This window comes from Pseudomonas urmiensis (genome assembly GCF_014268815.2).
GTDB classification, from domain to species: Bacteria; Pseudomonadota; Gammaproteobacteria; order Pseudomonadales; family Pseudomonadaceae; genus Aquipseudomonas; species Aquipseudomonas urmiensis.
This window is the reverse complement of the sequence record NZ_JABWRE020000001.1, coordinates 467,377-490,787: the sequence shown is the minus strand read 5'-3', so window position 1 is coordinate 490,787 and position 23,411 is coordinate 467,377. Positions and strand designations below refer to the sequence as shown.

The window sequence follows — 23,411 nt, the reverse complement described above, 5'->3', positions numbered from 1 at the left end:
TCAGACTTTGAAGCGCGACACACCGCCACGCAGCCCGGCGGCCACCTGGCTCAACTCATCGATGGCAAAGCTGGCCTGGCGCAACGACTCGACGGTCTGCGTGCTGGCATCACTGAGCTGGGCCAGGGCTTGGTTGATCTGCTCGGCCCCCGTCGCCTGGGCCTGCATGCCGTCATTGACCATCAGCACCCGCGGCGCCAAGGCCTGCACCTGGTGAATGATCTGGCTGAGCTGCTCACCGACCTGCTGCACCTCGAACATGCCGCGGCGTACTTCTTCGGAGAACTTGTCCATGCCCATGACCCCGGCCGACACCGACGACTGGATCTCACGCACCATCTGCTCGATGTCATAGGTGGCTACGGCGGTTTGATCGGCCAGGCGGCGCACTTCGGTGGCGACCACGGCGAAACCACGGCCGTACTCACCGGCCTTTTCCGCCTCGATGGCGGCATTGAGCGACAGCAGGTTGGTCTGGTCGGCGACCTTGACGATGGTCACCACCACTTGGTTGATGTTGCTGGCCTTCTCGTTGAGGATTGCCAGTTTTGCATTGACCAGGTCGGCAGCGCCCATTACCTGGTGCATGGTTTCTTCCATCCGCGCCAGGCCTTGCTGGCCGGAGCCAGCCAGGCTCGACGCCTGGTCGGCGGCCGAGGTGACTTCGGTCATGGTGCGTACCAGGTCACGCGAGGTCGCGGCGATTTCCCGGGACGTGGCGCCGATTTCGGTCGTGGTAGCGGCGGTCTCGGTGGCGGTAGCTTGCTGCTGCTTGGAGGTGGCGGCGATTTCAGTGACCGAAGTAGTCACCTGCACCGACGAACGCTGGGCCTGGGACACTAGGTTGGCCAGCGCCTCGGCCATTTCATTGAAGCCGCTCTCGATGGCGCCGAACTCGTCCTTGCGGTCCAGGCTCAGGCGCATGCTCAGGTCGCCGGAACGCAGCTTGTCGAGGGCGTGGACGATACGTTGCATCGGGGCGGTGATGGCGCGCATCAGCAACAAGCCGCAGATCCCGGCGGCAATGATTGCCAGCACCAGCGAAACGATCATGCTGCCCTTGGCGGTGGCCACGGCGCTGACGATTTCGTTGGTGGCAGCGTCGGCCGACTCGCGATTGCGCTCGATCACCCCGTTGAGGTGCTTGCGCCCAGTCACCCACGCTGGCGTCAGGACTTCAGCGATCAGGCGTTCGGCTTCGGCGTAGTTTTTCTGCCGGTAGGTTTCCAGTACCTGGTCGACGGACTTGATGTAGTCCTGCTCCAGGCGCACGAACTCATTGAAGCTGGCCTGGTCATCATCTGTGCGAATGGTCGATTGGTAACTGGCCATGTGTTGCTTGAGGCGGTCATCGAAGCTCTTGAACAGCTCCAGATCCGCCGAGGTCACTTCGCGGTGATCGGAGAGGCCGACCAACTGCTGGCTGGTGACATAGCTGTCGACCCAGGCACTGCGGATCATCGAGCTGTAGTAAACCCCAGGAATGCTGTCGGACCCTACCGCTTCTTCGCTGGTCGAGATCGCCACCAAGCGTGAGTAGGCGGCCACGATCATCAGCAACATAATGGCGATGATCACGGCGAAACTTGCCAGGATCCGTTGGCGCAAGGTCCAGTTCTTCACATTCAGCCCTCAAGAATTCAGTGCGAGCGGGGAAAAATCGCCGAAGTATAGCCCAGGCGGGTTTGCCGTTCGCAGCTCAATTGCAGAGGATTGGGGCTGGCATGCCCGCAACGATGGCCAAATGCCTAGCTATTGACCAGCAGCAAGCCTGACCTGGTTTTCCAGCTCCTGGCGCAAAGCCGGATCCAGGCGCAGCTGACGAGCCAGTTCGTCCAGGTAGGCGCGCTCCATGAAGTTTTCCTGGTCGACCATCATCACGCTGGCCAAGTACATCTCGGCGGCCATTTCCGGGGTTTGCGCAGCGCGCGCCACTTCGGCCGGATCCAGCGGTTTGTTCAGCTCGGCATGCAGCCAGTGTTGCAGCTCACGATCGTTATCGAGGCGGGTGAATTCGCCCTCGATCAGCTCGCGCTCGCGCTCGTCGATATGGCCGTCGGACTTGGCCGCTGCCACCAGTGCACGCAGCACCGCCTGGCTATGTTGCTCGACCTCGGCAGGCGGCAGCCGATCGAGCGTTTGTGGCTCGTGACGTTGGCCGGCGGCCTGGTTGGCCTGCCAGTTGCCATAGGCCTTGTAGGCCAACACGCCAAGCGCGGCCAGGCCACCGTAGGTGAGGACTTTGCCGCCGTATTTGCGCGCGCTCTTGTTGCCCAGCAGCAGGCCCATGGCGCTGCCCGCCAGCGCGCCCCCACCAGCGCCGGACAGCAGACTGCCAAGGCCGCCAGCGCCCAAACCTGGCTTGCTGGAGGTGCCTTTGCCTGCTTGCTTGGCGAGCAGTTCCTGGCCGGACTTGAGCAGTTGATCGAGCAAACCCCGGGTGTTCATTCGCGAGTCTCCACGGTGCGAAAGGTAACGCCCAGAGTAAGGCTTGCCTGGCCGTTCGCCACGGGGGGATTTGCTTCCGGATGTTGCATACCCCGGCAAAAACACAACTAGACTCGACATCGCCGATCCGCTGCGCCGGCGATAACCGCACTACGCTTATAACGATCGCTTCACTGCTTTCTTGATGACTGCCCGCCCCTACATCCGAACAAGAGGGAACACCATGTCAGTGCACAAGACCGCATTGCTCAGCGCCCTGAGCAGCGCCCTGCTGGCCAGCGCCAGCCTGCAGGCGGCCGAGCCGCTCCAGGCTGTAGGTGCCGGTGAAGGACAACTCGATATCATTGCCTGGCCCGGCTACATCGAGCGTGGTGAAAGCGACAAAGCCTACGACTGGGTCACAGGTTTCGAGAAGGACACCGGCTGCAAGGTCAGCGTCAAGACGGCGGCCACCTCCGACGAGATGGTCAGCCTGATGACCAAAGGTGGCTACGACCTGGTCACCGCCTCCGGCGATGCTTCGCTGCGGCTGATCGCCGGCAAACGCGTGCAGCCGATCAATACCGCGCTGATCCCCAACTGGAAGAATCTGGACCCACGCTTGCAGAACGGCAGCTGGTACGTGGTCGACCAGCAGGTCTATGGCACGCCCTACCAGTGGGGGCCGAACGTGCTGCTGTACAACACCAACGTGTTCAAACAGCCACCGACCAGCTGGGCCGTGGTGTTCGAGCCGCAAGCGTTGCCCGATGGCAAGCCGAACAAAGGCCGGGTGCAGGCCTACGATGGGCCGATCTACATTGCCGACGCCGCCCTGTACCTGAAATCGACCCAGCCCGCGCTGGGCATCCAGGACCCCTACGAGCTGAACGAAAGCCAATACCAGGCGGTACTCGATCTGCTGCGCAAGCAACAACCGCTGGTGCACCGCTATTGGCACGATGCAACGGTGCAGATGAGCGACGTGAAGAACGAAGGTGTAGTCGCGTCCAGCTCCTGGGGCTACATGGTCAACAGCCTGAAAGCCGATAACCAGCCGGTGGCCTCGACCATTCCCAAGGAAGGCGCCACTGGTTGGGCCGACACCACCATGCTGCACAGCCAGGCCAAGCACCCCAACTGCGCCTACAAATGGATGGATTGGTCACTGCAACCCAAGGTGCAGGGCGACGTGGCGGCCTGGTTCGGCTCGCTGCCGGCAGTACCGGCTGCCTGTACCGGCAGTGAACTGCTCGGCGCCGAAGGCTGCAAGACCAATGGTTTCGACAACTTCGACAAGATTGCCTTCTGGAAGACCCCGCAGGCTGCCGGCGGCAAATTTGTCCCCTATAGCCGCTGGACCCAGGACTACATCGCGATCATGGGTGGCCGCTAGCGCGCCGCAGCGTTTGCGTTACCAGCGATCCTTGTAGGCGCGGGCTTGCCAGCGCCTACAAGGATCGCGTGCTGATGACGTCAGGAGTCGCCATGCCACTAGCCGTCCAGTTCACCCAGGTCTCGCGAACCTTCGCTGAGGTCAAGGCCGTCGACCAGGTCAGCATCGACATCGAAGACGGCGAGTTTTTCTCCATGCTCGGCCCCTCAGGCTCGGGCAAGACCACTTGCCTACGCCTGATCGCCGGCTTCGAGCAGCCCAGTAGCGGCTCGATCCGCATTCACGGCATCGAAGCCGCGGGCGTGCCGCCCTATCAGCGGGACGTCAACACCGTATTCCAGGACTATGCGCTGTTCCCGCACATGAACGTGCGCGACAACGTCGCTTATGGCCTGAAGGTCAAAGGGGTCGGCAAACAGCAACGCCACGCCCGCGCCGACGAAGCCCTGGCGATGGTGGCCCTGGAGGGCTACGGCCAACGCAAGCCCGCCCAGTTGTCTGGCGGCCAGCGCCAGCGCGTTGCCCTCGCTCGCGCCCTGGTCAATCGCCCGCGGGTACTGCTGCTCGATGAACCGCTAGGCGCTCTGGATCTGAAGCTGCGCGAACAGATGCAGGGCGAGCTGAAGAAGCTACAGCGCCAACTGGGCATTACCTTCATATTCGTCACCCACGACCAGACCGAAGCGCTGTCGATGTCCGATCGGGTCGCGGTGTTCAACCACGGGCGCATCGAACAGGTGGATAGCCCACGCAACCTGTACATGAAGCCGGCGACCACCTTCGTTGCCGAGTTCGTCGGCACCTCCAACGTGCTGCGCGGCGCGCTGGCCGAGCAGCTAAACGGCAGCCCGACGCCCTTCTCCATCCGCCCTGAACACATTCGCCTGGATGAGCTGAGCGCCGCCAGCCATGAGGTGCAGGTCAGCGGACTGCTGCACGATATCCAGTACCAAGGCAGCGCCACTCGCTACGAAGTGCAACTGGACAACGGCCAACTTCTGGCGGTGAGCCAGGCCAATGACCAGTGGCAGCAGCATCCACAGATCTGGCAGACCGGGCAGCGGGTGCAGGTTCGTTGGCCACGGGAGGCGATGACGGCCCTCAAGGAAACCGTCCTCGTCGAGGGCCAGTAGCATGAACCTGGCGCTGGACAAGCAGCATCCACATGCCCTTCGGCGCTTGTCCGATGTGCTGTATCGACGGCCCAACCTGTATCTGGTGCTGCTGTTGATCCCGCCTCTGCTGTGGTTCGGCGCCGTCTACCTGGGCTCACTGCTCAACCTGCTCTGGCAAGGTTTCTACACCTTCGACGACTTCACCATGGCGGTGACGCCGGACCTGACCCTGGCCAACTTCGCCGCGCTGTTCAACCCGGCCAACCTCGATATCATCCTGCGCACCCTGGGCATGGCCGTGGCGGTGTCGCTGACCAGCGCCGTGCTGGCCTTCCCCATCGCCTACTACATGGCGCGCTACACCAGCGGCAAGACCAAGGCGTTTTTCTACATCGCAGTGATGATGCCGATGTGGGCCAGCTACATCGTCAAGACCTATGCCTGGACCCTGTTGCTGGCCAAGGGCGGAGTGGCCCAATGGTTTGTCCAGCAGCTGCATCTGGATGGCCTGCTGCAGCTGGTGCTGAGCGTGCCTGGGGTAGGCGGCAGTACCCTGTCGACGTCACACCTGGGCCGCTTCATGGTGTTCGTGTACATCTGGCTGCCGTTCATGATCCTGCCGATCCAGGCCTCGCTCGAACGCCTGCCGCCATCCTTGCTACAGGCCTCGGCGGATCTGGGCGCCAAGCCGCGACAAACCTTTATCCAAGTGATCCTGCCGCTGTCGGTGCCCGGGATTGCCGCAGGCTCGATCTTTACCTTCTCGCTGACCCTGGGCGACTTCATCGTGCCGCAACTGATCGGCCCGCCAGGCTATTTCATTGGCAGCATGGTCTACGCCCAGCAAGGCGCCATCGGCAACATGCCGATGGCCGCCGCCTTCACCCTGGTGCCGATCGTGCTGATCGCGATCTACCTGGCTCTGGTCAAACGCCTGGGGGCCTTCGATGCACTCTGATAAAGCCTCGCTGAGCCTGCGCCTGGCGGCGTGGGGTGGATTGCTGTTCCTGCATTTTCCGATCCTGATCATCCTGCTCTACGCCTTCAATACCGAAGATTCAGCGTTCAGCTTCCCACCACGCGGCTTCACCTTGAAGTGGTTCGCCGTGGCATTCTCGCGCCCGGATGTGCTCGAGGCGATCAAGCTGTCGGTGCAAGTGGCTTGCCTGGCGACCGTCATCGCCCTGGTGCTCGGCACACTGGCCTCGGCGGCACTGTACAAACGCAACTTCTTTGGCAAAGAAAGCATTTCGCTGCTGCTGATCCTGCCCATCGCCCTGCCCGGGATCATCACCGGTATCGCGCTGCTCTCGGCGTTCAAGAGCCTGGGCATCGAGCCGGGCATCTTCACCATCGTGGTGGGCCACGCGACCTTCTGCGTGGTGATCGTCTACAACAACGTCATCGCCCGCCTGCGGCGCACCTCGCAGAACCTGATCGAAGCGTCGATGGACCTGGGCGCCGACGGCTGGCAGACCTTTCGCTACATCATCCTGCCCAACCTCGGCTCGGCGCTGTTGGCCGGCGGCATGCTGGCGTTTGCCTTGTCATTCGACGAAATCATCGTCACCACCTTCACCGCCGGCCACGAACGCACCCTGCCGATCTGGCTGCTCAACCAACTCAGCCGCCCGCGTGATGTGCCGGTGACCAACGTGGTCGCCATGCTGGTGATGCTGGTGACCATGCTGCCGATCCTCGGCGCCTATTACCTGACCCGCGGCGGCGAAAGCGTTGCGGGCAGCGGCAAATGACCTTGGAGGACTCATCCATGCAAACCCACATGCTGATCAACGGCCGCCTGGTAGCGGGCGAAGGCCCGACCTGGACCGTGCTCGACCCGGCCACCGGCAGCGCACTGGCGCAGATCAACGAGGCCACCGAGGCCCAGGTCGACAGCGCCGTGCGCGCCGCTGACAAAGCCTTCAGCGACTGGTCGCAGACCAGCCCCAGGGACCGCTCCCTGGCGCTGCTGGCCCTGGCCGATAGCATCGAGCAGCATGGCGAGGAGCTTGCCGGTCTTGAATCGCAGAACTGTGGCAAGCCGCTTGCCGCCGCGCTGAATGATGAAATCCCGGCGATCGTCGACGTGTTCCGCTTCTTTGCTGGCGCCGCCCGCTGCCTGGGCGGCTCGGCCGCAGGCGAATACCTGCCCGGGCATACCTCGATGGTGCGCCGCGACCCACTCGGCGTGGTCGCCTCGATCGCGCCGTGGAACTACCCGCTGATGATGCTGGCCTGGAAGATCGCCCCGGCCTTGGCCGCCGGCAACAGCGTGGTGCTCAAACCCTCCGAGCTCACCCCGTTGACCGCCCTGCGCCTTGGCGAGCTGGCCCAGGACATCCTGCCCGCAGGGGTGCTGAACATTCTTTTCGGCCGTGGCCAGACCGTGGGCACACCGCTGGTCACCCACCCCAGGGTGCGGATGGTTTCCCTGACCGGCTCCATTCCCACCGGCGCGCACATCATCAGCGCTACTGCCGATAGCGTAAAACGCATGCACATGGAACTGGGCGGCAAGGCCCCGGTGATCGTCTTCGATGACGCCGACCTGGACGCGGCCATCGAAGGCATTCGCACCTTTGGCTTCTATAACGCCGGGCAAGATTGCACTGCCGCGTGCCGGCTGTATGTGCAGGAGGGCATTTATGAGCGCTTCGTCGAACGACTCGGCCAAGCGGTGGCGAGCATCAAGCCAGGCTTGCAGAAAGACGCCGACACCGAGCTTGGCCCACTGATCAGCGCGTCGCATCGCGACAAAGTGGCCGGCATCGTCCAACGCGCCATTGCCCAGCCGCACATCCGCCTGGTCACCGGCGGCAAATCGCTGCCTGGGGATGGCTTCTTCTTCGAGCCCACGGTGCTGGCCGATGCCCAGCAGGATGACGAGATCGTGCGCCAGGAAGTGTTCGGCCCGGTGGTCTCGGTCACCCGCTTCAGCGATGAGGCCCAGGCGCTGGCGTGGGCCAACGACTCCGAGTACGGCCTGGCGTCCTCAGTCTGGACCCGCGACAGCGGCCGCGCCCACCGTTTTGCGGCGCGCTTGCAGTATGGCTGCACCTGGGTCAACACCCACTTCATGCTCGTCAGCGAAATGCCCCATGGCGGGCAGAAGCATTCTGGGTATGGCAAGGACATGTCGATGTATGGGCTGGAGGACTACACCTGCGTGCGGCATGTGATGTTCAAGCATTGATTCTGTAGGAGCGGGTTTGCCCGCGAATGCGATGGGGAATTCACGATCGCACTCGCGGATAAACCCGTTCCTACAGAGGACGAGTTGAGCTTGATAGCTTCGTTCTCAATCCCTTAGATCCGACTCATGGATCGGATTCGCCCGACTGGTCGCACGCTGATATTGGGCAGGCCAAGTCGCCTTGTTGCCACCCAGATCGTCATCGGCATGCAGCGGCCAGTATGGATCGCGCAACAGCTCACGGGCCAGGAAGATCACGTCCGCCTGGCCGGTGCGCAGGATGTGCTCGGCCTGGGCGGGCTCGGTGATCATGCCGACGGTGCCAGTGGCGATTTCCGACTCTTTGCGCACGCGCTCGGCGAAGCGGGTTTGGTAGCCGGGGCCGGTAGGGATCTCGGCGTTGACTGAGGTACCGCCTGAAGAAACGTCGATCAGGTCTACCCCGATCACTCGCAGTCGGCGCGCCAGCTCCACGGTTTCGTCCGGGTTCCAACCGTCTTCCACCCAATCGGTGGCCGAAACCCGGACGAACAGCGGCAGCTCTTGCGGCCATACCTTGCGTACGGCTTCGGTGACTTGCAGGGTCAGGCGGATGCGGTTTTCAAAGCAACTGCCGTACTCATCACGGCGCTGATTACTCAGCGGTGAGAGGAATTGATGCAGCAGGTAGCCATGGGCGGCGTGGATCTCTACGACCTTGAAGCCCGCAGCCAGGGCGCGCTCGGCCGATTTGACGAAGGCAGCGACGACATCCTGGATCTCGTCCGTGCTCAACTCCCGTGGTGAGGTGTGTTCCGGGTCGAAGGCAATTTTTGACGGGCCAACAGGCTGCCAGCCGCCGTCTTCGAGTTTTACGCTGCCATGTTTGCCGAGCCAGGGTCGGTGGGTGCTGGCCTTGCGGCCGGCGTGGGCCAGCTGGATACCTGGGACCGAACCTTGGGCGGTGATAAAGCGCGTGATCCGCTGTAGGGGCTGGATTTGCACGTCATCCCAGAGGCCGAGGTCTTCAGCGGTGATCCGGCCATCGGCGGTGACCGCTACCGCTTCGGTGATCACCAGGCCGGCGCCGCCTACCGCGCGACTGCCCAAGTGGACCAGGTGCCAGTCGTTGGCCAGGCCGTCAGCGGCGGAATACTGGCACATGGGCGAGACAGCGATGCGGTTGGGCAGCGTTAGCTGGCGCAGGGTGTAAGGCTCAAGCAGCAGGCTCATGAGGGCACCTCCCAAGGACTCCAAATGGTTGACCGGCCCGGACACTCATGCGCGTCCTTGGCCCGATACCGGTTTCTTTGAGCCTAGACTAGATTCACTTGGGGTATGGGGTGGGAGGTTGGATTGTGGGCTTGGGCTTGGGCTTGGGCTTGGGCTTGGGCTTGGGCTTGGGCTTATAGAGGTTTGAGCATATCCATTGGCGAGGGTGGCGCTGAATCACCTTTCCGCCCTTACGGCGGGTCACTTTTGGTCGTGGCCAAAAGTAACCAAAAGCCGTGCGCTCCACCATCAGTCCCGCCCGTGGCGGGATCCCCTCGCTTCGGTGCCTTCCGGGCCCGCGCGGCCTACGATTTGCTGCGCAAATCTACATCTCGCGCCTTCGGCTGCGCCGAAGGGTGCTATCGCACCAGGCCCTACAGACACCTACGCTCGGCCTCCTGAAGTCGCGAAGTTAGTGGCGGCGCCTGGGCTGGCGTTATCTGGCGATAGTGGTAGGTGTGGTGGATAGTTGGACGCCATCGCGGGGCAAGCCCGCTCCCACGAGTCACCGCCAACCAAAAGCGGCGCGGTATCGTGGGAGCGGGCTTGCCCCGCGAAGAGGCCGGAACAAACAACACAAAAGAAAAATTCAGACCTTGGCCTTGGCCTTGGCTTCTGCGAGAGCGTAGCGATTCGCTGCTCTTGATCTTCGTGCGAGCAATTCCAGGCGACGCAGATTCGCGACTTCAGGAGGCTGAGCAGAGGTGCCTGGAGGGCCAGGTGCGTTAGCACCCTTCGGCGCAGCCGAAGGCGCGAGATGTAGATTTGCGCAGCAAATCGTAGGCCGCGCGGGCCCGGAAGGCGCCGGCGCGAAGGGACCCGTAGCGCAGCGGAGGGCCGGATGGTGGAGCGCAGACCTTTTTGGTTACTTTTTGGGGCGTTTGCCAAAAAGTGACCCGCCGTAAGGGCGGAAGGGTGCCTAAATGTCACCATCGCTCATGGATATGCACCCAATCCCACAAACCAACACCGAGCAAATCAGCAATCAGCAATCAGCGAGCCTCAATGTGCGCAATCATCAACTGCACACTCTCATTCCCGCGAAACTCATTCACATCCAGCTTATAAGCCAACTCCACCCAGCGCACGGTAGGATTCGGCCAAACCTCCCGATCAATCCCAAACGCGATCCCATCCAACCTGACCGCCCCACATTCGCTCTTGAGCACCACCTTCAAATGCCGCTCCCCCACCACCCGCTGCTCGACCAACTGAAACACCCCGTGGAACAGAGGCTCAGGAAAGTGCTGCCCCCAAGGCCCGGCATTGCGTAGCGCCCGCGCCAGATCAAGGTGAAACTCCTCGACCGCCAAGGTGCCATCGGACAACAACCGCCCAGTCAGATCATCCTCGCTCAACTGCCGCCGCGTCTCTTGATCGAACGCCTCGGCAAACGCCGGAAAGTTCTCCGCTGGCAGCGACAAACCCGCCGCCATGGCATGCCCGCCAAACTTGCTGATCAATTGCGGATGCCGCGCCGCCACCGCATCCAACGCATCACGAATGTGAAAACCCGGCACCGATCGCGCCGAGCCCTTGAGCATGCCCTCGCCCGCATCGGCGAAGGCAATGGTCGGCCGGTGATAACGCTCTTTCAGACGCGAGGCGAGAATGCCGATCACCCCCTGGTGCCAATCGGCATCGAACAAGCACAAGCCATAGGGCATGGACTCGACCGGCAAATCCTTGAGCTGAGCCAGCGCCTCACGCTGCATGCCCTGCTCGATGGACTTACGATCCTGGTTCAGGCCATCGAGCTGTTCGGCCATATCACGCGCCAACGCCGGGTCTTCGCAGAGCAGGCATTCGATGCCCAGGCTCATGTCATCCAGACGCCCAGCAGCATTCAATCGTGGGCCGAGGATGAAGCCAAGGTCAGTGGAGGTGATGCGCTGATGATCCCGTCGAGCCACCTCAAGAATGGCCTTGAGCCCCGCACGCGCGCGTCCAGCCCGAATGCGCTCCAGGCCTTGATGGACCAGGATGCGGTTGTTGGCATCCAGCGGCACCACGTCAGCCACGCTACCCAAGGCGACTAGATCGAGCAGTTCGCCAATGTTCGGCTGCGGCTGGCTGTCGTAGCGGCCAAGGCTACGCAGGCGCGCGCGTAGGGCCATCAGCACGTAGAAAATCACCCCCACCCCGGCCAGCGCCTTGCTGGGGAAGGCGCAGCCCGGTTGGTTCGGGTTGACGATGGCATCAGCATCCGGCAGTTGCGGACCTGGCAAGTGGTGGTCTGTGACCAGCACCTTGAGCCCGGCTGCCTTGGCTGCGGCCACGCCCTCGACACTGGAAATGCCGTTATCCACGGTCACCAGCAGGTGCGGCTGACGCTGCAGCGCCACCTCGACAATTTCCGGGGTCAGGCCATAGCCATACTCGAAGCGATTGGGTACCAGGTAGTCGACATGCGCTGCGCCCAGCAGACGCAAACCCAGCACGCCGACGGTACTGGCCGTAGCACCGTCGGCGTCGAAGTCGCCGACGATCAGGATGCGCTGACGCTGATCCAGCGCCTCGACCAGCAGATCCACCGCCGCGTCGATGCCCTTGAGCTGAGCAAACGGCAGCAAGCGCGCCAGGCTCTTGTCCAGCTCAGCCTCGGACTGCACGCCACGGGCGGCGTACAGGCGGGTCAGCAAAGGGGGCAGGCTGCCAAGAAACGGCAGGGTCGGCGGCAGGGGGCGAGGTTCGATACGCATGGGGCCTTCAGCAGTCAATTAGGGTTGAAATCAGCCGCGCTCGCCGAGCAGCCACTGCAGCTGCACTTCGTGCTGGCCACGGTCGTCAGTGACGAACACCGTGCCTTCACTGATCATCACGTCCCACTTGATGCTGCGCGGCATGTCCTTGGCCAGGACCTCCAGCACCTCTTGCGGTACCGCAGCGATGTGCAGGTTCTTCAGATTCTTGACCGCGCCAACCACCTTGGTCTCCCAGACCCGCAGGCTGCCATAGGCCAACAGGCTGGTGCGCTCGGTCCGGCGCGAGCACCAGGTCAGGCGGTCAGCGTCAGGCTGGCCGACTTCGATCCAGTGCAGCACGCGGTCGTCGAGGCTCTTTTCCCACAGGGCAGGCTCATCAACGTCCGACAATCCGCGGCCAAACGACAGGTTCTCGTTGTACCAAAGCGCGTAAGCCAACAGACGAACGGCCATGCGCTCCTCGGTTTCCGAAGGGTGACGGGCGATGGTCTGCTTGACGCTTTCGTACACGCCGCGATCGAGGTCGGTCAGGTTCAGTTCGAATTTGTAGGTGGTGGACGGCTGGGCCATGGGCAGCGGGCTTCTTGCAAGAGAAAAGTCGCACAGTCTAACTGATCCAGGCTTGCTTGCGTCGCAGCAGTATCTGCCGCTGGCGACCTATGATAAAACCACCGCTCTGCCCTGTTGCCACGGATGCCCCATGCCCACGCCCAGCAAACCCCTCTCAGGTCTTAAAGTCATCGAGCTTGGCACCCTGATCGCTGGCCCGTTCGCTTCGCGCATCTGCGCCGAGTTCGGCGCCGAGGTGATCAAGGTCGAGTCCCCCGACGGCGGCGACCCGCTGCGCAAGTGGCGCAAGCTTTACGAGGGCACCTCGCTGTGGTGGTTCGTGCAGGCGCGTAACAAGCAGTCGCTGACCCTCAACCTCAAGCATGAGCAAGGACGCGAGATTCTCAAGCGCCTGCTGGCCGAGGCGGACATCCTGATCGAGAACTTCCGCCCGGGGGTACTGGAAAAGCTCGGCTTGGGTTGGGATGTGTTGCATGCGCTCAATCCGCGCTTGGTCATGGTGCGCCTGTCGGGCTTCGGCCAGACCGGGCCGATGAAAGACCAGCCAGGCTTTGGCGCGGTAGGTGAATCGATGGGCGGGCTGCGCTATATCACGGGCTTCGAGGACCGCCCGCCGGTGCGCACCGGGATTTCCATCGGCGACTCGATTGCCGCGTTGTGGGGGGTGATCGGCGCCTTGATGGCCTTGCGTCACCGGGAGGTGAACGGCGGTGAGGGCCAGGTGGTGGATGTCGCCCTGTATGAAGCCATTTTCGCCATGATGGAGAGCATGGTCCCGGAGTTCGACGTGTTCGGCTTCATTCGCGAGCGCACCGGCAACATCATGCCGGGGATCACGCCTTCCTGTATCCACACCAGCGCCGACGGTAAGCATGTGCAGATCGGCGCCAACGGCGATGCCATCTTCAAGCGTTTGATGCAGGCCATCGGCCGCGACGACCTGGCCAATGACCCCAGCCTGGCCAGCAACGATGGCCGCGACCTGCGCCGGGACGAGCTGTATGGGGTGATCGATCGCTGGGTCAATGGCCTGGCGCTGGACCAAGTGATGCAGACCCTCAACGACGCCCAGGTGCCTGCCAGCCGCATTTACTCCGCCGAAGACATGTTCAGCGACCCGCAATTTCTCGCGCGGGAGATGTTCCTGCAAGGTCGACTGCCGGACGGCAAACCCTTCAAGATGCCTGGCATCGTGCCCAAACTCTCCGATACCCCAGGCTCTACTGAATGGGTAGGCCCGGCCCTTGGGGAACACACTGAAGCGCTGCTGACTCGCCTTGGCTACGACGCTGCGGCGATCGCCCGCTTGCGTGAGGCCGGTGCGGTCTGACCCCGCGCCGCTCGCCATGCCCATGCGCGCCAGCCGTCTGCTTCGTACCCTGATCCTGCTCTGCGCTCTGCTGCCTGTGGTCGCTGAGGCCAAGGAGCGCCTGCTCTGGCTGGTGCGCGACTTGCCGCCGTTCACCATCTTCGAAGGCCCGGAGAAGGGCCAGGGGGTGATCGACCGCATGCTGCCTATGTTGATCGAGCAGATGCCCGAATACGACCACAGCATCGTGCGGGTCAATCGCGCCCGCGGCATCCAGATGCTTCAAGAACCCAGCTTTACCTGCGATCCCACGCTGTTATGGACGCCAGAACGGGCGAAATATGCGCTGTTTTCCAAGCCCACACTGGGCGTGTTGAGCAGCGGTGTGGTGGTGCGTAAACGAGACCAGGCCGTGATCGAACCTTTCCTCGATGCACAGCAAGTCGATCTCAAGCAATTGCTGGCAGAAACCCGGCTCAAGCTGGGTATCGTCGCCGAGCGCAGCTACAGCGCACAGGTCGATGACATCCTGCGCCAGTTGCCCGATAGCGCCTTCAGTCGCCATTACGGCAACGACGCCACAGCGAGCTTGTTGCAGATGCAGCAACTAGGGCGTTTGCAATTGGTCCTGGGCTATTGGCCTGAAGTTCGCTATCTGATTCAACAGCAAGGTGGCAGGCTGGATGATTACCTGTTCTATCCGATCCAGGGGGTAAACCCCTATCAGTTCCTGCATGTCGCTTGTTCCAACACACCACTGGGGCGTGAAGCGATTGCTCATATCGACCAACTGCTCCCACCACTGCGCCGCGACACCCTGCCCCAGCTCTATGCCCATTGGCTCGACCCGGAATTGCGTGAGGGTTATTTGCAGCAGGCTCGACAGCTCACCGAGCAAACCCTGCCAAACGCCACGCCGCAGCCCTGATAACGGCAAAAAGAAACCCCGGTCGCTGGGGAAGACGACCGGGGCTAATCGAAAGTCCTCGCGAACTTCCCGTGACAACCTGACGACACCGGAGCAAAGCGCCGCTGGGCTGCCATTACTGTGTCTGACGGATCGCTCAGGCGAAGGTTCCATGAATATGTTGCTGATGCTGCAGCGCTGCAATGACACACGGCTGCAGGCGTCCTTCGGCGATCTGCAGGTCGCGGTGCAAACCATCTACCAGATCGATCAGCAGACTTTGCTCCTGCAGTTGTCGCTGGCTGACCATGCGTTGCAAGGTGACGCTGCCGTGGCTGTCGTGCACGGTCAATTGCCGGTTTGCATTGGCGTCAACTGCGCCAAGTTGGGCCGTGTAGGGAGTCAGGGCATCATTGAGCAGTCTGCAGATTCTTTCCATCCGGCGTACTCGCTTTGTTTTGGGACATATCGGTACTGACCCTCGGACGCTGCGCAAAGTTCGCAGCTACAGGCCTGTTTCACTGAGCATGCGCGTGCAACATGACAGTTTGAAAACCTTCCCTGGCGACAACCGGGGAGCGGCTACACAGGCGTTTTAGCGCCTGCTCAAGCCTAGGCATCGTGATTGGCCAAGGGAGCTCAGCCAGCACCCACAAACCGCGTTGACGGGCTTCGCGTGCAAGATCCGCCCGGCTCGCGCACGGTTCGCCGACAAACAAGATCGCCCTTACCCCGTGCACGCTACACAGATGATTGAGTAAGCGTTTGCCAGCCGTCTCGGACATGGCATGGTCGAGGATCAGCAGGTCGAACAACGGTTCGCTCGCCAAGCAGGCCTTGGCGGCCGGCAGGTCTTCTGCCAGGCGTACATTGAATACCCCCTGGGCATTGCACGCCTGATGCAGGGTCATTTGCTGGGAGGGGCGTTCCTGGTAGATCAGGACGTTGAGCCGATTCATGAAGCGCTCCTGGGCGCCACACGCCCGGATTGAGGTGTCGGCAACTCTAGGAAACACCCTGAATGGGTGAAATAGGAAATTACTTAAAGTCGGGGGTAACAATTCCTCAAAAACAAGAGAGCCCGTCACAGGACGGGCTCTTTACACGCACGCAGATCGCTTACAGCGGCTTACCGCGATTACCGTGCTGGCTGACAAACGCCTGGACGGCCTTCAGGTCATTGGCCAACACCGTGCATCGCTCTTCGCGGCTGAACAGATCGCTCAGGTGTGCCGGCAGCTCCAGCGCCTTGCCTACGCCGGCCTTCTCCACCGCTTCCGGGAACTTGACCGGATGCGCGGTACCCAGCACTACCATCGGCGTGTCCAGGCTACGGCGGCACTCACGAGCGGCCTTGACGCCAATCGCCGTGTGCGGATCGAGCACTTCGCCGGTGCTGGCGAAGACTTCGGCGATGGTCTCGCAGGTTTGCTCGTCGCTGACGGCCAGCGAGTCGAACAACTTGCGCGCTTCAGTCCAACGATCTTCATCGACGCTGAAACCGCCGCCTTGCTTGAAGTTGCCCATCAGCTCGGCAATCGCCGCGCCATTGCGACCGTGCAGATCGAACAACAGGCGCTCGAAGTTGGACGAGACCATGATGTCCATCGACGGCGACAAGGTTGCGTGCAAGGTCTCTTTGACATACTGGTTGCCGCTCATGAAGCGGTGCAGGATGTCGTTGCGGTTGGTCGCCACGACCAGCTGGCTGATCGGCAGGCCCATGTTGCGCGCCAGGTAACCGGCGAAGATGTCGCCGAAGTTGCCGGTTGGAACCGAGAACGCCACCGAACGCGCCGGGCCACCCAGCTGCAAGGCTGCGTGGAAGTAGTAGACGATCTGGGCCATGATCCGCGCCCAGTTGATCGAGTTGACGGCAACCAGACGCGTGCCTTTGAGGAACGACTGGTCGGCGAAGCTGGCCTTGACCATCTCCTGGCAGTCGTCGAAGTTGCCTTCGATGGCGATGTTGTGGATGTTGTCACCGAAGATGGTGGTCATCTGCCGGCGCTGCACTTCCGACACGCGCTGGTGTGGATGCAGGATGAAGATGTCGACGTTGTCGCAACGACGGCAGCCCTCAATGGCCGCAGAACCGGTGTCACCACTGGTGGCGCCGACGATCACCACACGCTCGCCGCGCTTGGCCAATACGTGATCGAGCAGGCGACCGAGCAGTTGCAGGGCGAAGTCCTTGAACGCCAGGGTCGGGCCGTGGAACAGCTCCATGACCCACTCGTTGCTGTTGAGCTGGCGCAGCGGTGCCACAGCGGCGTGGGAGAACGCGCCGTAGGTTTCTTCGAGGATCTTCTTGAAGTCAGCATCGGCGATGCTGCCGGCAACGAACGGGCGCATGACGCGGAAGGCCAGCTCGTGGTACGGCAGGCCAGCCCACGAGGCGATTTCTTCCTGGGTGAAGCGTGGCAGGTTCTCCGGGACATACAGGCCGCCATCGCTGGCAAGGCCTGCGAGCAGGACGTCTTCGAAGTTCAGGGCCGGGGCCTGGCCGCGAGTACTGATATAGCGCATAGGGGCAAACCTTTAATGCTGGGGCCCGGGCCGCTCAGGCGGCCCGTTGGCGAAATTAGTTGAGCTGTTCGACGCGGATACGCACGACCTTGCCGATCACATCCTGCAGCGATTCCAGGGCGAGGATGGCGTCGTTGATGCGTTTTTCGACCACACGGTGAGTGACCAGGATCATCGGCACCAGACCGTCCTGCTCCTCGGCTTCCTTCTGCATGATCGACTCGATGTTGATGCCGCGCTCCGACAGGATGCTCGCCACCTGGGCCAGTACGCCCGGATGATCCTTGGCCTGAATGCGCAGGTAGTAGGCGCTTTCGCAGGCCTCGATCGGCAGAATCGGGTGGGCCGACAACGCGTCCGGCTGGAAGGCCAGGTGCGGTACGCGGTTTTCCGGGTCGGAGGTCATCGCCCGGACCACATCGACCAGGTCGGCGACGACCGACGAGGCCGTCGGCTCCATCCCGGCACCAGCGCCGTAGTACAAGGTGGAACCGGCGGCATCGCCATTGACCATCACCGCGTTCATCACGCCGTTGACGTTGGCAATCAGGCGGTCGCTAGGGATCAGCGTCGGATGCACGCGCAGCTCGATACCAGCGTCGGTGCTGCGCGCCACGCCCAGGTGCTTGATGCGGTAGCCCAGCGCTTCGGCGTAGTTGACATCGGCAGTGGTCAGCTGGGTGATGCCCTCGGTGTAGGCCTTGTCGAACTGCAGCGGGATGCCAAAGGCAATCGAGGCCAGGATGGTCAGCTTATGCGCCGCATCGATGCCTTCGACATCGAAGGTCGGGTCGGCTTCGGCATAACCCAAGGCCTGCGCTTCGGCGAGCACGTCAGGGAAGGTACGGCCCTTGTCGCGCATCTCGGTGAGGATGAAGTTGCCAGTGCCGTTGATGATCCCGGCCAGCCAGTTGATGCGGTTGGCCGAAAGACCTTCGCGGATCGCCTTGATCACCGGGATGCCACCAGCGACAGCCGCTTCGAAGGCGACGATGACGCCCTTCTCGCGGGCCTTGGCAAAGATCTCGTTGCCGTGCACGGCGATCAGCGCCTTGTTGGCAGTCACCACGTGCTTGCCGTTGTCGATGGCCTTCAGGACCAGGTCACGGGCAATGGTGTAGCCACCGATCAGCTCGATGACGATATCAATCTCTGGGTTGCTCGCGACCTCGAACACATCAGCGGTAATGGGGGTACCGGTAATCTGGCAGTTCGGGTTCTGCGAGCGCATGGCAATCTGTGCAACTTCAATACCGCGCCCGGCACGGCGGGCAATCTCCTCGGCGTTGCGCTGAAGTACATTGAAGGTTCCGCCACCGACGGTCCCCAACCCACAGATGCCTACTTTGACCGGTTTCACTGTGAACTCCCCATTGAACGGCCGGCGCTGTGCCGACCGTGAAACATGCCGTCACCCCATGACGACGGCGTACTGAATTGGATTACTTGCTTGGTGCCAAGGCCAGCTTGGCCACTTGCGGAGCGGGTTGATAGCCCGGAATCACCTGGCCGCTTTCCAGGACGATGGCCGGCGTACCGTTGACACCGATCGACTGGCCCAGATGGAACTGCTTGCCGACCGGGTTGGCGCACTTGGCGGCTTTGATTTCCTTGCCATCCACCATCTTGTCCATCGCCGCGCGACGATCGCTGGAGCACCACACTGCCTGCAACTGCTCGTCACCTGGCGAGCCCAGGCCCTGACGTGGGAAGGCGACGTAGCGCACTTCGATACCACGACGGTTGAGCTCCGGCACTTCGGCGTGCAGCTTGTGGCAATACGGGCAGGTGGTGTCGGTGAACACGGTGATGTGCGACTTGGTTTCGCCCTTGGCAGGATAAACCACCATCTCGCCCGCTGGAATGCCGTTGATGAGCTTGGCGATGCCCTGACGTTCAGTTTTTTCAGTCAGGTTGACCGGCTTGCCGTCCTGGATCTGGAACAGGTAGCCCTGCATCACGAACTGGCCGTCAGCGCTAGCGTACAGCACCCGACCGCCCTGCAGCTTGACTTCATACAGGCCATTGAGCGGGCTGCTGGCGACGCTTTCGACCGGCACTTCCAACTCAAGGGTTTGCAAGGTCTTGCGGATCGCCTGCTCGGCACCGGCGTTGGCATCGGTGGCTGCGGCGGCGGCAAAGGTGCTGGCCAGCGCCAAAGCGGCGGCGGCGAAAATCTGGGTCACGCGCATGGGGTACTCCTGAAGACGGACGGGGCCGCAGGACGTCGCCTGCGGGAAAAATCGCGGCAACCGGGCGGCCCTTGGTGCAAACCGCTCAAGCCTACCACATCAAGCTGCGGCTGGATGAGTCCTCACGTGCCGGTCGGCGGAACATGAAAATCATTCATCCACGCGGATGGTGTTGTGCGTGCAGCTGCTGCAGTCGAGCCTTGGCCACATGGGTGTAGATCTGCGTGGTGGAGAGATCGCTGTGGCCGAGCAACATCTGCACTACGCGCAGGTCGGCGCCGTGGTTGAGCAGATGGGTGGCGAAGGCGTGGCGCAAGGTATGCGGCGACAGTGACTTGTCGATGCCAGCGACCTGGGCCTGGTGCTTGATCCGGTGCCAGAACGTCTGGCGGGTCATCTGCTCGCCACGCTGGCTGGGGAACAGGACATCGCTGGGGCGCTCTTTGAGCAACTCGGCGCGGGCCTGGCGCAAGTAGCGCTCCAACCACAGCACCGCCTCCTCGCCCATGGGTACCAGACGCTCCTTGCTGCCCTTGCCCATGACCCGCAATACCCCCTGGCGCAGGTTGACTTGATCGAGGGTCAGGCTGACCAGCTCGGTCACCCGCAGGCCACAGGCGTAGAGCACTTCAAGCATGGCGCGATCACGCTGGCCGATGGCCTCGCTCAGGTCGGGGGCTTGCAGTAAGGCTTCGACGTCAGCTTCCGACAGCGATTTGGGCAACGGCTTACCCAATTGCGGCATGTCGATTTGTAGGGTCGGGTCTACAGCGATCAGCTTTTCCCGCAACAAATAACGAAAGAAGCCACGCAGGCCGGAGATAAACCGTGCAGTTGAGCGAGGTTTATAACCTTGCTCGAGACGCCAGGCCAGGTGATCGAGGATCAGCTCGCGGCCTGCGTCCGGCAGTGCTACGCCGCGCTCCTGCAGCCAGCCGTTGAACAGGGCCAAGTCACTGCGATAGGACACGCGGGTGTTATCGGAGAGGCCTTTTTCCAGCCACAGGGCGTCGAGGAATTGATCGATCAGAGGATGGTCGAGGGCGGGCATGCGCAATCGCTGGATATGAAAGTGCGTTCAGTGTTTCACAGGCGGTGATGTGTTGTCTGTACTGGCCCTATCGCAGGGCAAGCCCGCTGCCACGCTCGCCGAGAAAACACTCCAGCGTGGGAGCGGGCTTGCCCCGCGATGCAGGCGACTCAGGCCGACCAGACTGGCGTAGTAGGGCCAGTACAGACAACAACACTTATCAGGCCTCAGCCAAAACCGGCACTGGCCGCTTGTCTTCATCGATGGCAACAAAGCTGAACACGCCATGAATCGCCCGCTCACGACCATCCAGGTACATGTTCTCGACGAACACATCCACCTGCACCTGCAAGCTGGTATTGCCCACCTTGACCACCGTGCCGACCAACTCAACGATCGAGCCCGCCGGAATCGGGTGCTTGAAGTCGATGCGGTCAGTGGACACGGTCACCAGCGGCAGGCGGCAGAAGCGGGTGGCGGCGATGAACGACACTTCGTCCATCCAGGCCAGCGCGGTACCGCCGAACAAGGTGTTGTGGTGGTTGGTGGTGTTAGGAAACACCGCCTTGGTCACGCGGGTCACCGACAGTTCGGTGCGGCGCTGGATTTCCTGGTCTCGGGTGCTGGTCATGATTACTTCACATCGCAAGGGCAAGGTTTCAGAAAGCAAAAAAGCAGCCCGAAGGCTGCTTTTTTTCTCGCATGGTGGCCGCAGCCACCAGTCAAACTGCACTCAGGACAGTTTTTCTTTGATGCGAGCGGCTTTGCCGGACAGGTCACGCAGGTAGTACAGCTTGGCTTTACGCACGTCACCACGACGTTTCACGGCCAGGCTGTCGATTTGCGGGCTGTAGGTCTGGAAGGTACGCTCAACGCCAACGCCGCTGGAGATCTTGCGCACGGTGAAGGCGCTGTTCAGACCACGGTTGCGCTTGGCGATAACAACGCCTTCGAACGCCTGCAGACGGGAACGATCACCTTCCTTCACTTTAACCTGGACGACAACGGTGTCGCCTGGTGCGAAGGTCGGGATTTCCTTGCTCATCTGCTCTGCTTCGAGCTGCTGGATGATTTTGTTAGTCATGCTGTGCTCCTAAGGTGGAAAACGTGATCCACCATCGATACGTTAACTATCGTTCCGCTCGCGGAGGTATTCCTCGAGCAGCTTCTTCTCTTCTCCAGAAAGTGAGCGACTTTCCAGAAGATCGGCGCGTCGTTCGAAGGTCCTACCAAGGGACTGCTTCATCCGCCAACGCCGGATATGTGCATGGTTGCCACTTAGCAACACGTCGGGTACACGCTGATCCGCATACACCTCAGGTCGGGTGTAGTGCGGGCAATCCAGCAAGCCATCGGTGAAGGAGTCTTCCTCCGCCGAGCCTACATGCCCTAAAGCTCCGGGCAGCAGCCGCGTAACCGCATCGATCAGGACCATGGCCGGCAGCTCGCCACCGGAAAGTACATAGTCGCCAATCGACCACTCTTCATCGACATGAGCCTCAATAAAACGCTCGTCAATGCCTTCATAACGACCGGCGATCAGGATCAGAGATTCCTGTTCGGCCAGGCCTTGAACCGCCTGCTGATCCAGCTTGCGGCCCTGTGGCGAGAGGTAGATCACCTTCGCCGCGGCTCCAGTCGCTTGCCTGGCGCTAGCCAAGGCATCTTCCAGAGGCTTGATCTTCATCACCATGCCCGGACCACCGCCAAACGGCCGATCATCCACTGTATGGTGGCGATCAGTGGTGTAGTCCCGCGGGTTCCAGCAGGTGACTTGCAACAAGCCCTGCTTCACCGCGCGGCTGGTAATGCCGTACTCAGTAATGGCCGAAAACATCTCGGGGAACAACGTGATGACTTCTACGCGAAGGTTACCCATCAGTTAGAAATCCGCGTCCCATTCGACTCGCATCACGCCTGCTTCCAGGTCGACTGCCAGCACGCATTGCGCCGTATAGGGCAACAAACGCTCGCGATCATCCAGGCTGCCTGCGCAAGGCTTGACCACCATTACATCGTTCGCGCCGGTCTCCAACAGGTGATCAATCTTGCCAAACAGCTGTTCGTCTTGATTGATGACTTTCAGACCTTGCAACTGGTACCAGTAGTACTCGTCTTCAGTCAGGTTGGGCAAAAGGCTGCGCGAGATGCAAATCTCGTAACCGCTCAGAAGACGTGCTTCATCACGATCGTCGAGCCCTTTGAGCTTGGCGACCAGCTCCTTTTTATTGGAACGGCCACTGACCAGCTCGACCTGCTTGACCGACCCTTCGCGCCGAAGCGTCCAGTTACGGTAATCCAACAGGTTTTCAATCGGATCGGTAAAGGAATACACCTTCACCTCGCCGCGAACGCCGTGAACCGAAAAAATCTTGCCAACAACGATCAGGTCATCAGCATTTTCTGGCGTCGCGTTCATACTGTTCAGGCAGCAGCCTTGGCAGCTTCCTTCAGCAGCTGAGCAACGCGCTCAGACGGCTGTGCGCCGATGCTCAGCCAGTGAGCAACGCGGTCTTGTTTAACGGACAGACGAACTTCCTGACCACGAGCGATTGGGTTGAAGAAGCCAACCTGTTCGATGTGGGAGCCGTCACGCGGGTTACGCGAGTCGGTTACGGTCAGTTGGTAGAACGGGCGCTTTTTGGAGCCGCCACGGGCAAGACGAATGGTAAGCATTGAACATCGTTCCTGTAGTCGGTGCTGCAAATCATAATGCACAGCGGGCACACGGGTGCCCGAAAGGCCGCACATTCTCAAGGAATATCCGGACTTTTGCAAATGCCT

The 23,411-nt window shown here is 61.7% G+C and carries 23 protein-coding genes; 7 read left to right on the top strand and 16 right to left on the bottom strand.

Annotated features, from left to right (window positions below; genetic code table 11):
- Positions 1 to 1,623: a methyl-accepting chemotaxis protein gene (locus HU737_RS02175; protein ID WP_186555471.1), complete on the bottom strand. Its 1,623-nt coding sequence runs from the start codon at positions 1,621 to 1,623 to the stop codon at positions 1 to 3.
- A 129-nt stretch (positions 1,624 to 1,752) separates the two neighbouring features.
- The gene (locus HU737_RS02170) at positions 1,753 to 2,448 is read right to left on the bottom strand and encodes a tellurite resistance TerB family protein (protein ID WP_186555472.1); all 696 of its coding nucleotides are present in this window, start codon (positions 2,446 to 2,448) and stop codon (positions 1,753 to 1,755) included.
- A 223-nt stretch (positions 2,449 to 2,671) separates the two neighbouring features.
- Here HU737_RS02170 and ydcS point away from each other — a divergent pair, with 223 nt between their 5' ends.
- The 5 genes from ydcS to HU737_RS02145 all read left to right on the top strand — a co-directional run bounded on the left by ydcS (position 2,672) and on the right by HU737_RS02145 (position 8,134).
- Positions 2,672 to 3,823 (top strand): putative ABC transporter substrate-binding protein YdcS, encoded by a 1,152-nt coding sequence (ydcS, locus tag HU737_RS02165; protein WP_186555473.1) that lies wholly within the window; start codon positions 2,672 to 2,674, stop codon positions 3,821 to 3,823.
- A 92-nt stretch (positions 3,824 to 3,915) separates the two neighbouring features.
- Entirely contained in the window at positions 3,916 to 4,956 is a 1,041-nt protein-coding gene (locus HU737_RS02160; protein WP_186555474.1) for an ABC transporter ATP-binding protein, read from the top strand.
- A gap of 1 nt (position 4,957) precedes the next feature.
- On the top strand, positions 4,958 to 5,896 hold the full coding sequence (locus HU737_RS02155; protein ID WP_186555475.1) for an ABC transporter permease: 939 nt from the start codon (positions 4,958 to 4,960) through the stop codon (positions 5,894 to 5,896).
- A complete protein-coding gene (locus HU737_RS02150) occupies positions 5,886 to 6,692 on the top strand; it encodes an ABC transporter permease (protein ID WP_186555476.1) in 807 nt (268 codons plus the stop codon). The genes HU737_RS02155 and HU737_RS02150 overlap by 11 nt, the downstream gene beginning before the upstream one ends.
- Positions 6,693 to 6,709: 17 nt before the next feature.
- Positions 6,710 to 8,134: a gamma-aminobutyraldehyde dehydrogenase gene (locus HU737_RS02145; protein ID WP_186555477.1), complete on the top strand. Its 1,425-nt coding sequence runs from the start codon at positions 6,710 to 6,712 to the stop codon at positions 8,132 to 8,134.
- Between the two features lie 105 nt (positions 8,135 to 8,239).
- On the opposite strand, the gene HU737_RS02140 is transcribed toward HU737_RS02145, so the two are convergent.
- The 3 genes from HU737_RS02140 to HU737_RS02130 form a co-directional block, all read right to left on the bottom strand.
- Positions 8,240 to 9,346: an NADH:flavin oxidoreductase/NADH oxidase gene (locus HU737_RS02140; RefSeq protein ID WP_186555478.1), complete on the bottom strand. Its 1,107-nt coding sequence runs from the start codon at positions 9,344 to 9,346 to the stop codon at positions 8,240 to 8,242.
- 1,031 nt (positions 9,347 to 10,377) lie between these two features.
- Entirely contained in the window at positions 10,378 to 12,087 is a 1,710-nt protein-coding gene (gene recJ / locus HU737_RS02135) for a single-stranded-DNA-specific exonuclease RecJ (protein WP_186556358.1), read from the bottom strand.
- Positions 12,088 to 12,117: 30 nt separating this feature from the next.
- On the bottom strand, positions 12,118 to 12,660 hold the full coding sequence (locus HU737_RS02130) for a YaeQ family protein (RefSeq protein WP_186556359.1): 543 nt from the start codon (positions 12,658 to 12,660) through the stop codon (positions 12,118 to 12,120).
- 130 nt (positions 12,661 to 12,790) lie between these two features.
- Here HU737_RS02130 and HU737_RS02125 point away from each other — a divergent pair, with 130 nt between their 5' ends.
- Both HU737_RS02125 and HU737_RS02120 read left to right on the top strand, forming a co-directional pair.
- Entirely contained in the window at positions 12,791 to 13,990 is a 1,200-nt protein-coding gene (locus HU737_RS02125; protein ID WP_186556360.1) for a CaiB/BaiF CoA transferase family protein, read from the top strand.
- Positions 13,991 to 14,012: 22 nt separating this feature from the next.
- Positions 14,013 to 14,897: a TIGR02285 family protein gene (locus HU737_RS02120; protein WP_186556361.1), complete on the top strand. Its 885-nt coding sequence runs from the start codon at positions 14,013 to 14,015 to the stop codon at positions 14,895 to 14,897.
- A gap of 136 nt (positions 14,898 to 15,033) precedes the next feature.
- On the opposite strand, the gene HU737_RS02115 is transcribed toward HU737_RS02120, so the two are convergent.
- The 11 genes from HU737_RS02115 to rpsP all read right to left on the bottom strand — a co-directional run bounded on the left by HU737_RS02115 (position 15,034) and on the right by rpsP (position 23,303).
- Positions 15,034 to 15,315, bottom strand: coding sequence for a DUF3509 domain-containing protein (locus HU737_RS02115; RefSeq protein ID WP_186556362.1), 282 nt, complete (start codon positions 15,313 to 15,315; stop codon positions 15,034 to 15,036).
- Positions 15,316 to 15,394: 79 nt separating this feature from the next.
- Positions 15,395 to 15,835, bottom strand: a complete 441-nt coding sequence (locus HU737_RS02110; RefSeq protein WP_186556363.1) for a response regulator — start codon at positions 15,833 to 15,835, stop codon at positions 15,395 to 15,397.
- Positions 15,836 to 15,995: 160 nt separating this feature from the next.
- Positions 15,996 to 17,405: a threonine synthase gene (gene thrC / locus HU737_RS02105; RefSeq protein WP_186556364.1), complete on the bottom strand. Its 1,410-nt coding sequence runs from the start codon at positions 17,403 to 17,405 to the stop codon at positions 15,996 to 15,998.
- 55 nt (positions 17,406 to 17,460) lie between these two features.
- Entirely contained in the window at positions 17,461 to 18,765 is a 1,305-nt protein-coding gene (locus HU737_RS02100; RefSeq protein WP_186556365.1) for a homoserine dehydrogenase, read from the bottom strand.
- An 82-nt stretch (positions 18,766 to 18,847) separates the two neighbouring features.
- Positions 18,848 to 19,597 carry a DsbC family protein gene (locus HU737_RS02095; protein WP_186556366.1) on the bottom strand — a complete coding sequence of 250 codons (750 nt, stop codon included), beginning with the start codon at positions 19,595 to 19,597 and terminating at the stop codon, positions 18,848 to 18,850.
- Positions 19,598 to 19,751: 154 nt separating this feature from the next.
- Positions 19,752 to 20,648, bottom strand: a complete 897-nt coding sequence (xerD, locus tag HU737_RS02090; protein ID WP_186556367.1) for a site-specific tyrosine recombinase XerD — start codon at positions 20,646 to 20,648, stop codon at positions 19,752 to 19,754.
- A gap of 199 nt (positions 20,649 to 20,847) precedes the next feature.
- On the bottom strand, positions 20,848 to 21,258 hold the full coding sequence (locus HU737_RS02085; RefSeq protein WP_186556368.1) for an acyl-CoA thioesterase: 411 nt from the start codon (positions 21,256 to 21,258) through the stop codon (positions 20,848 to 20,850).
- 102 nt (positions 21,259 to 21,360) lie between these two features.
- On the bottom strand, positions 21,361 to 21,711 hold the full coding sequence (rplS, locus tag HU737_RS02080) for a 50S ribosomal protein L19 (protein ID WP_011535315.1): 351 nt from the start codon (positions 21,709 to 21,711) through the stop codon (positions 21,361 to 21,363).
- A 42-nt stretch (positions 21,712 to 21,753) separates the two neighbouring features.
- Complete coding sequence (gene trmD / locus HU737_RS02075; RefSeq protein WP_186556369.1) at positions 21,754 to 22,506, bottom strand: tRNA (guanosine(37)-N1)-methyltransferase TrmD; 753 nt, start codon at positions 22,504 to 22,506, stop codon at positions 21,754 to 21,756.
- Positions 22,507 to 22,509: 3 nt separating this feature from the next.
- The gene (gene rimM, locus HU737_RS02070; RefSeq protein ID WP_186556370.1) at positions 22,510 to 23,046 is read right to left on the bottom strand and encodes a ribosome maturation factor RimM; all 537 of its coding nucleotides are present in this window, start codon (positions 23,044 to 23,046) and stop codon (positions 22,510 to 22,512) included.
- Between the two features lie 5 nt (positions 23,047 to 23,051).
- Positions 23,052 to 23,303: a 30S ribosomal protein S16 gene (gene rpsP / locus HU737_RS02065; protein ID WP_016501232.1), complete on the bottom strand. Its 252-nt coding sequence runs from the start codon at positions 23,301 to 23,303 to the stop codon at positions 23,052 to 23,054.
- Positions 23,304 to 23,411 lie beyond the last annotated feature (108 nt).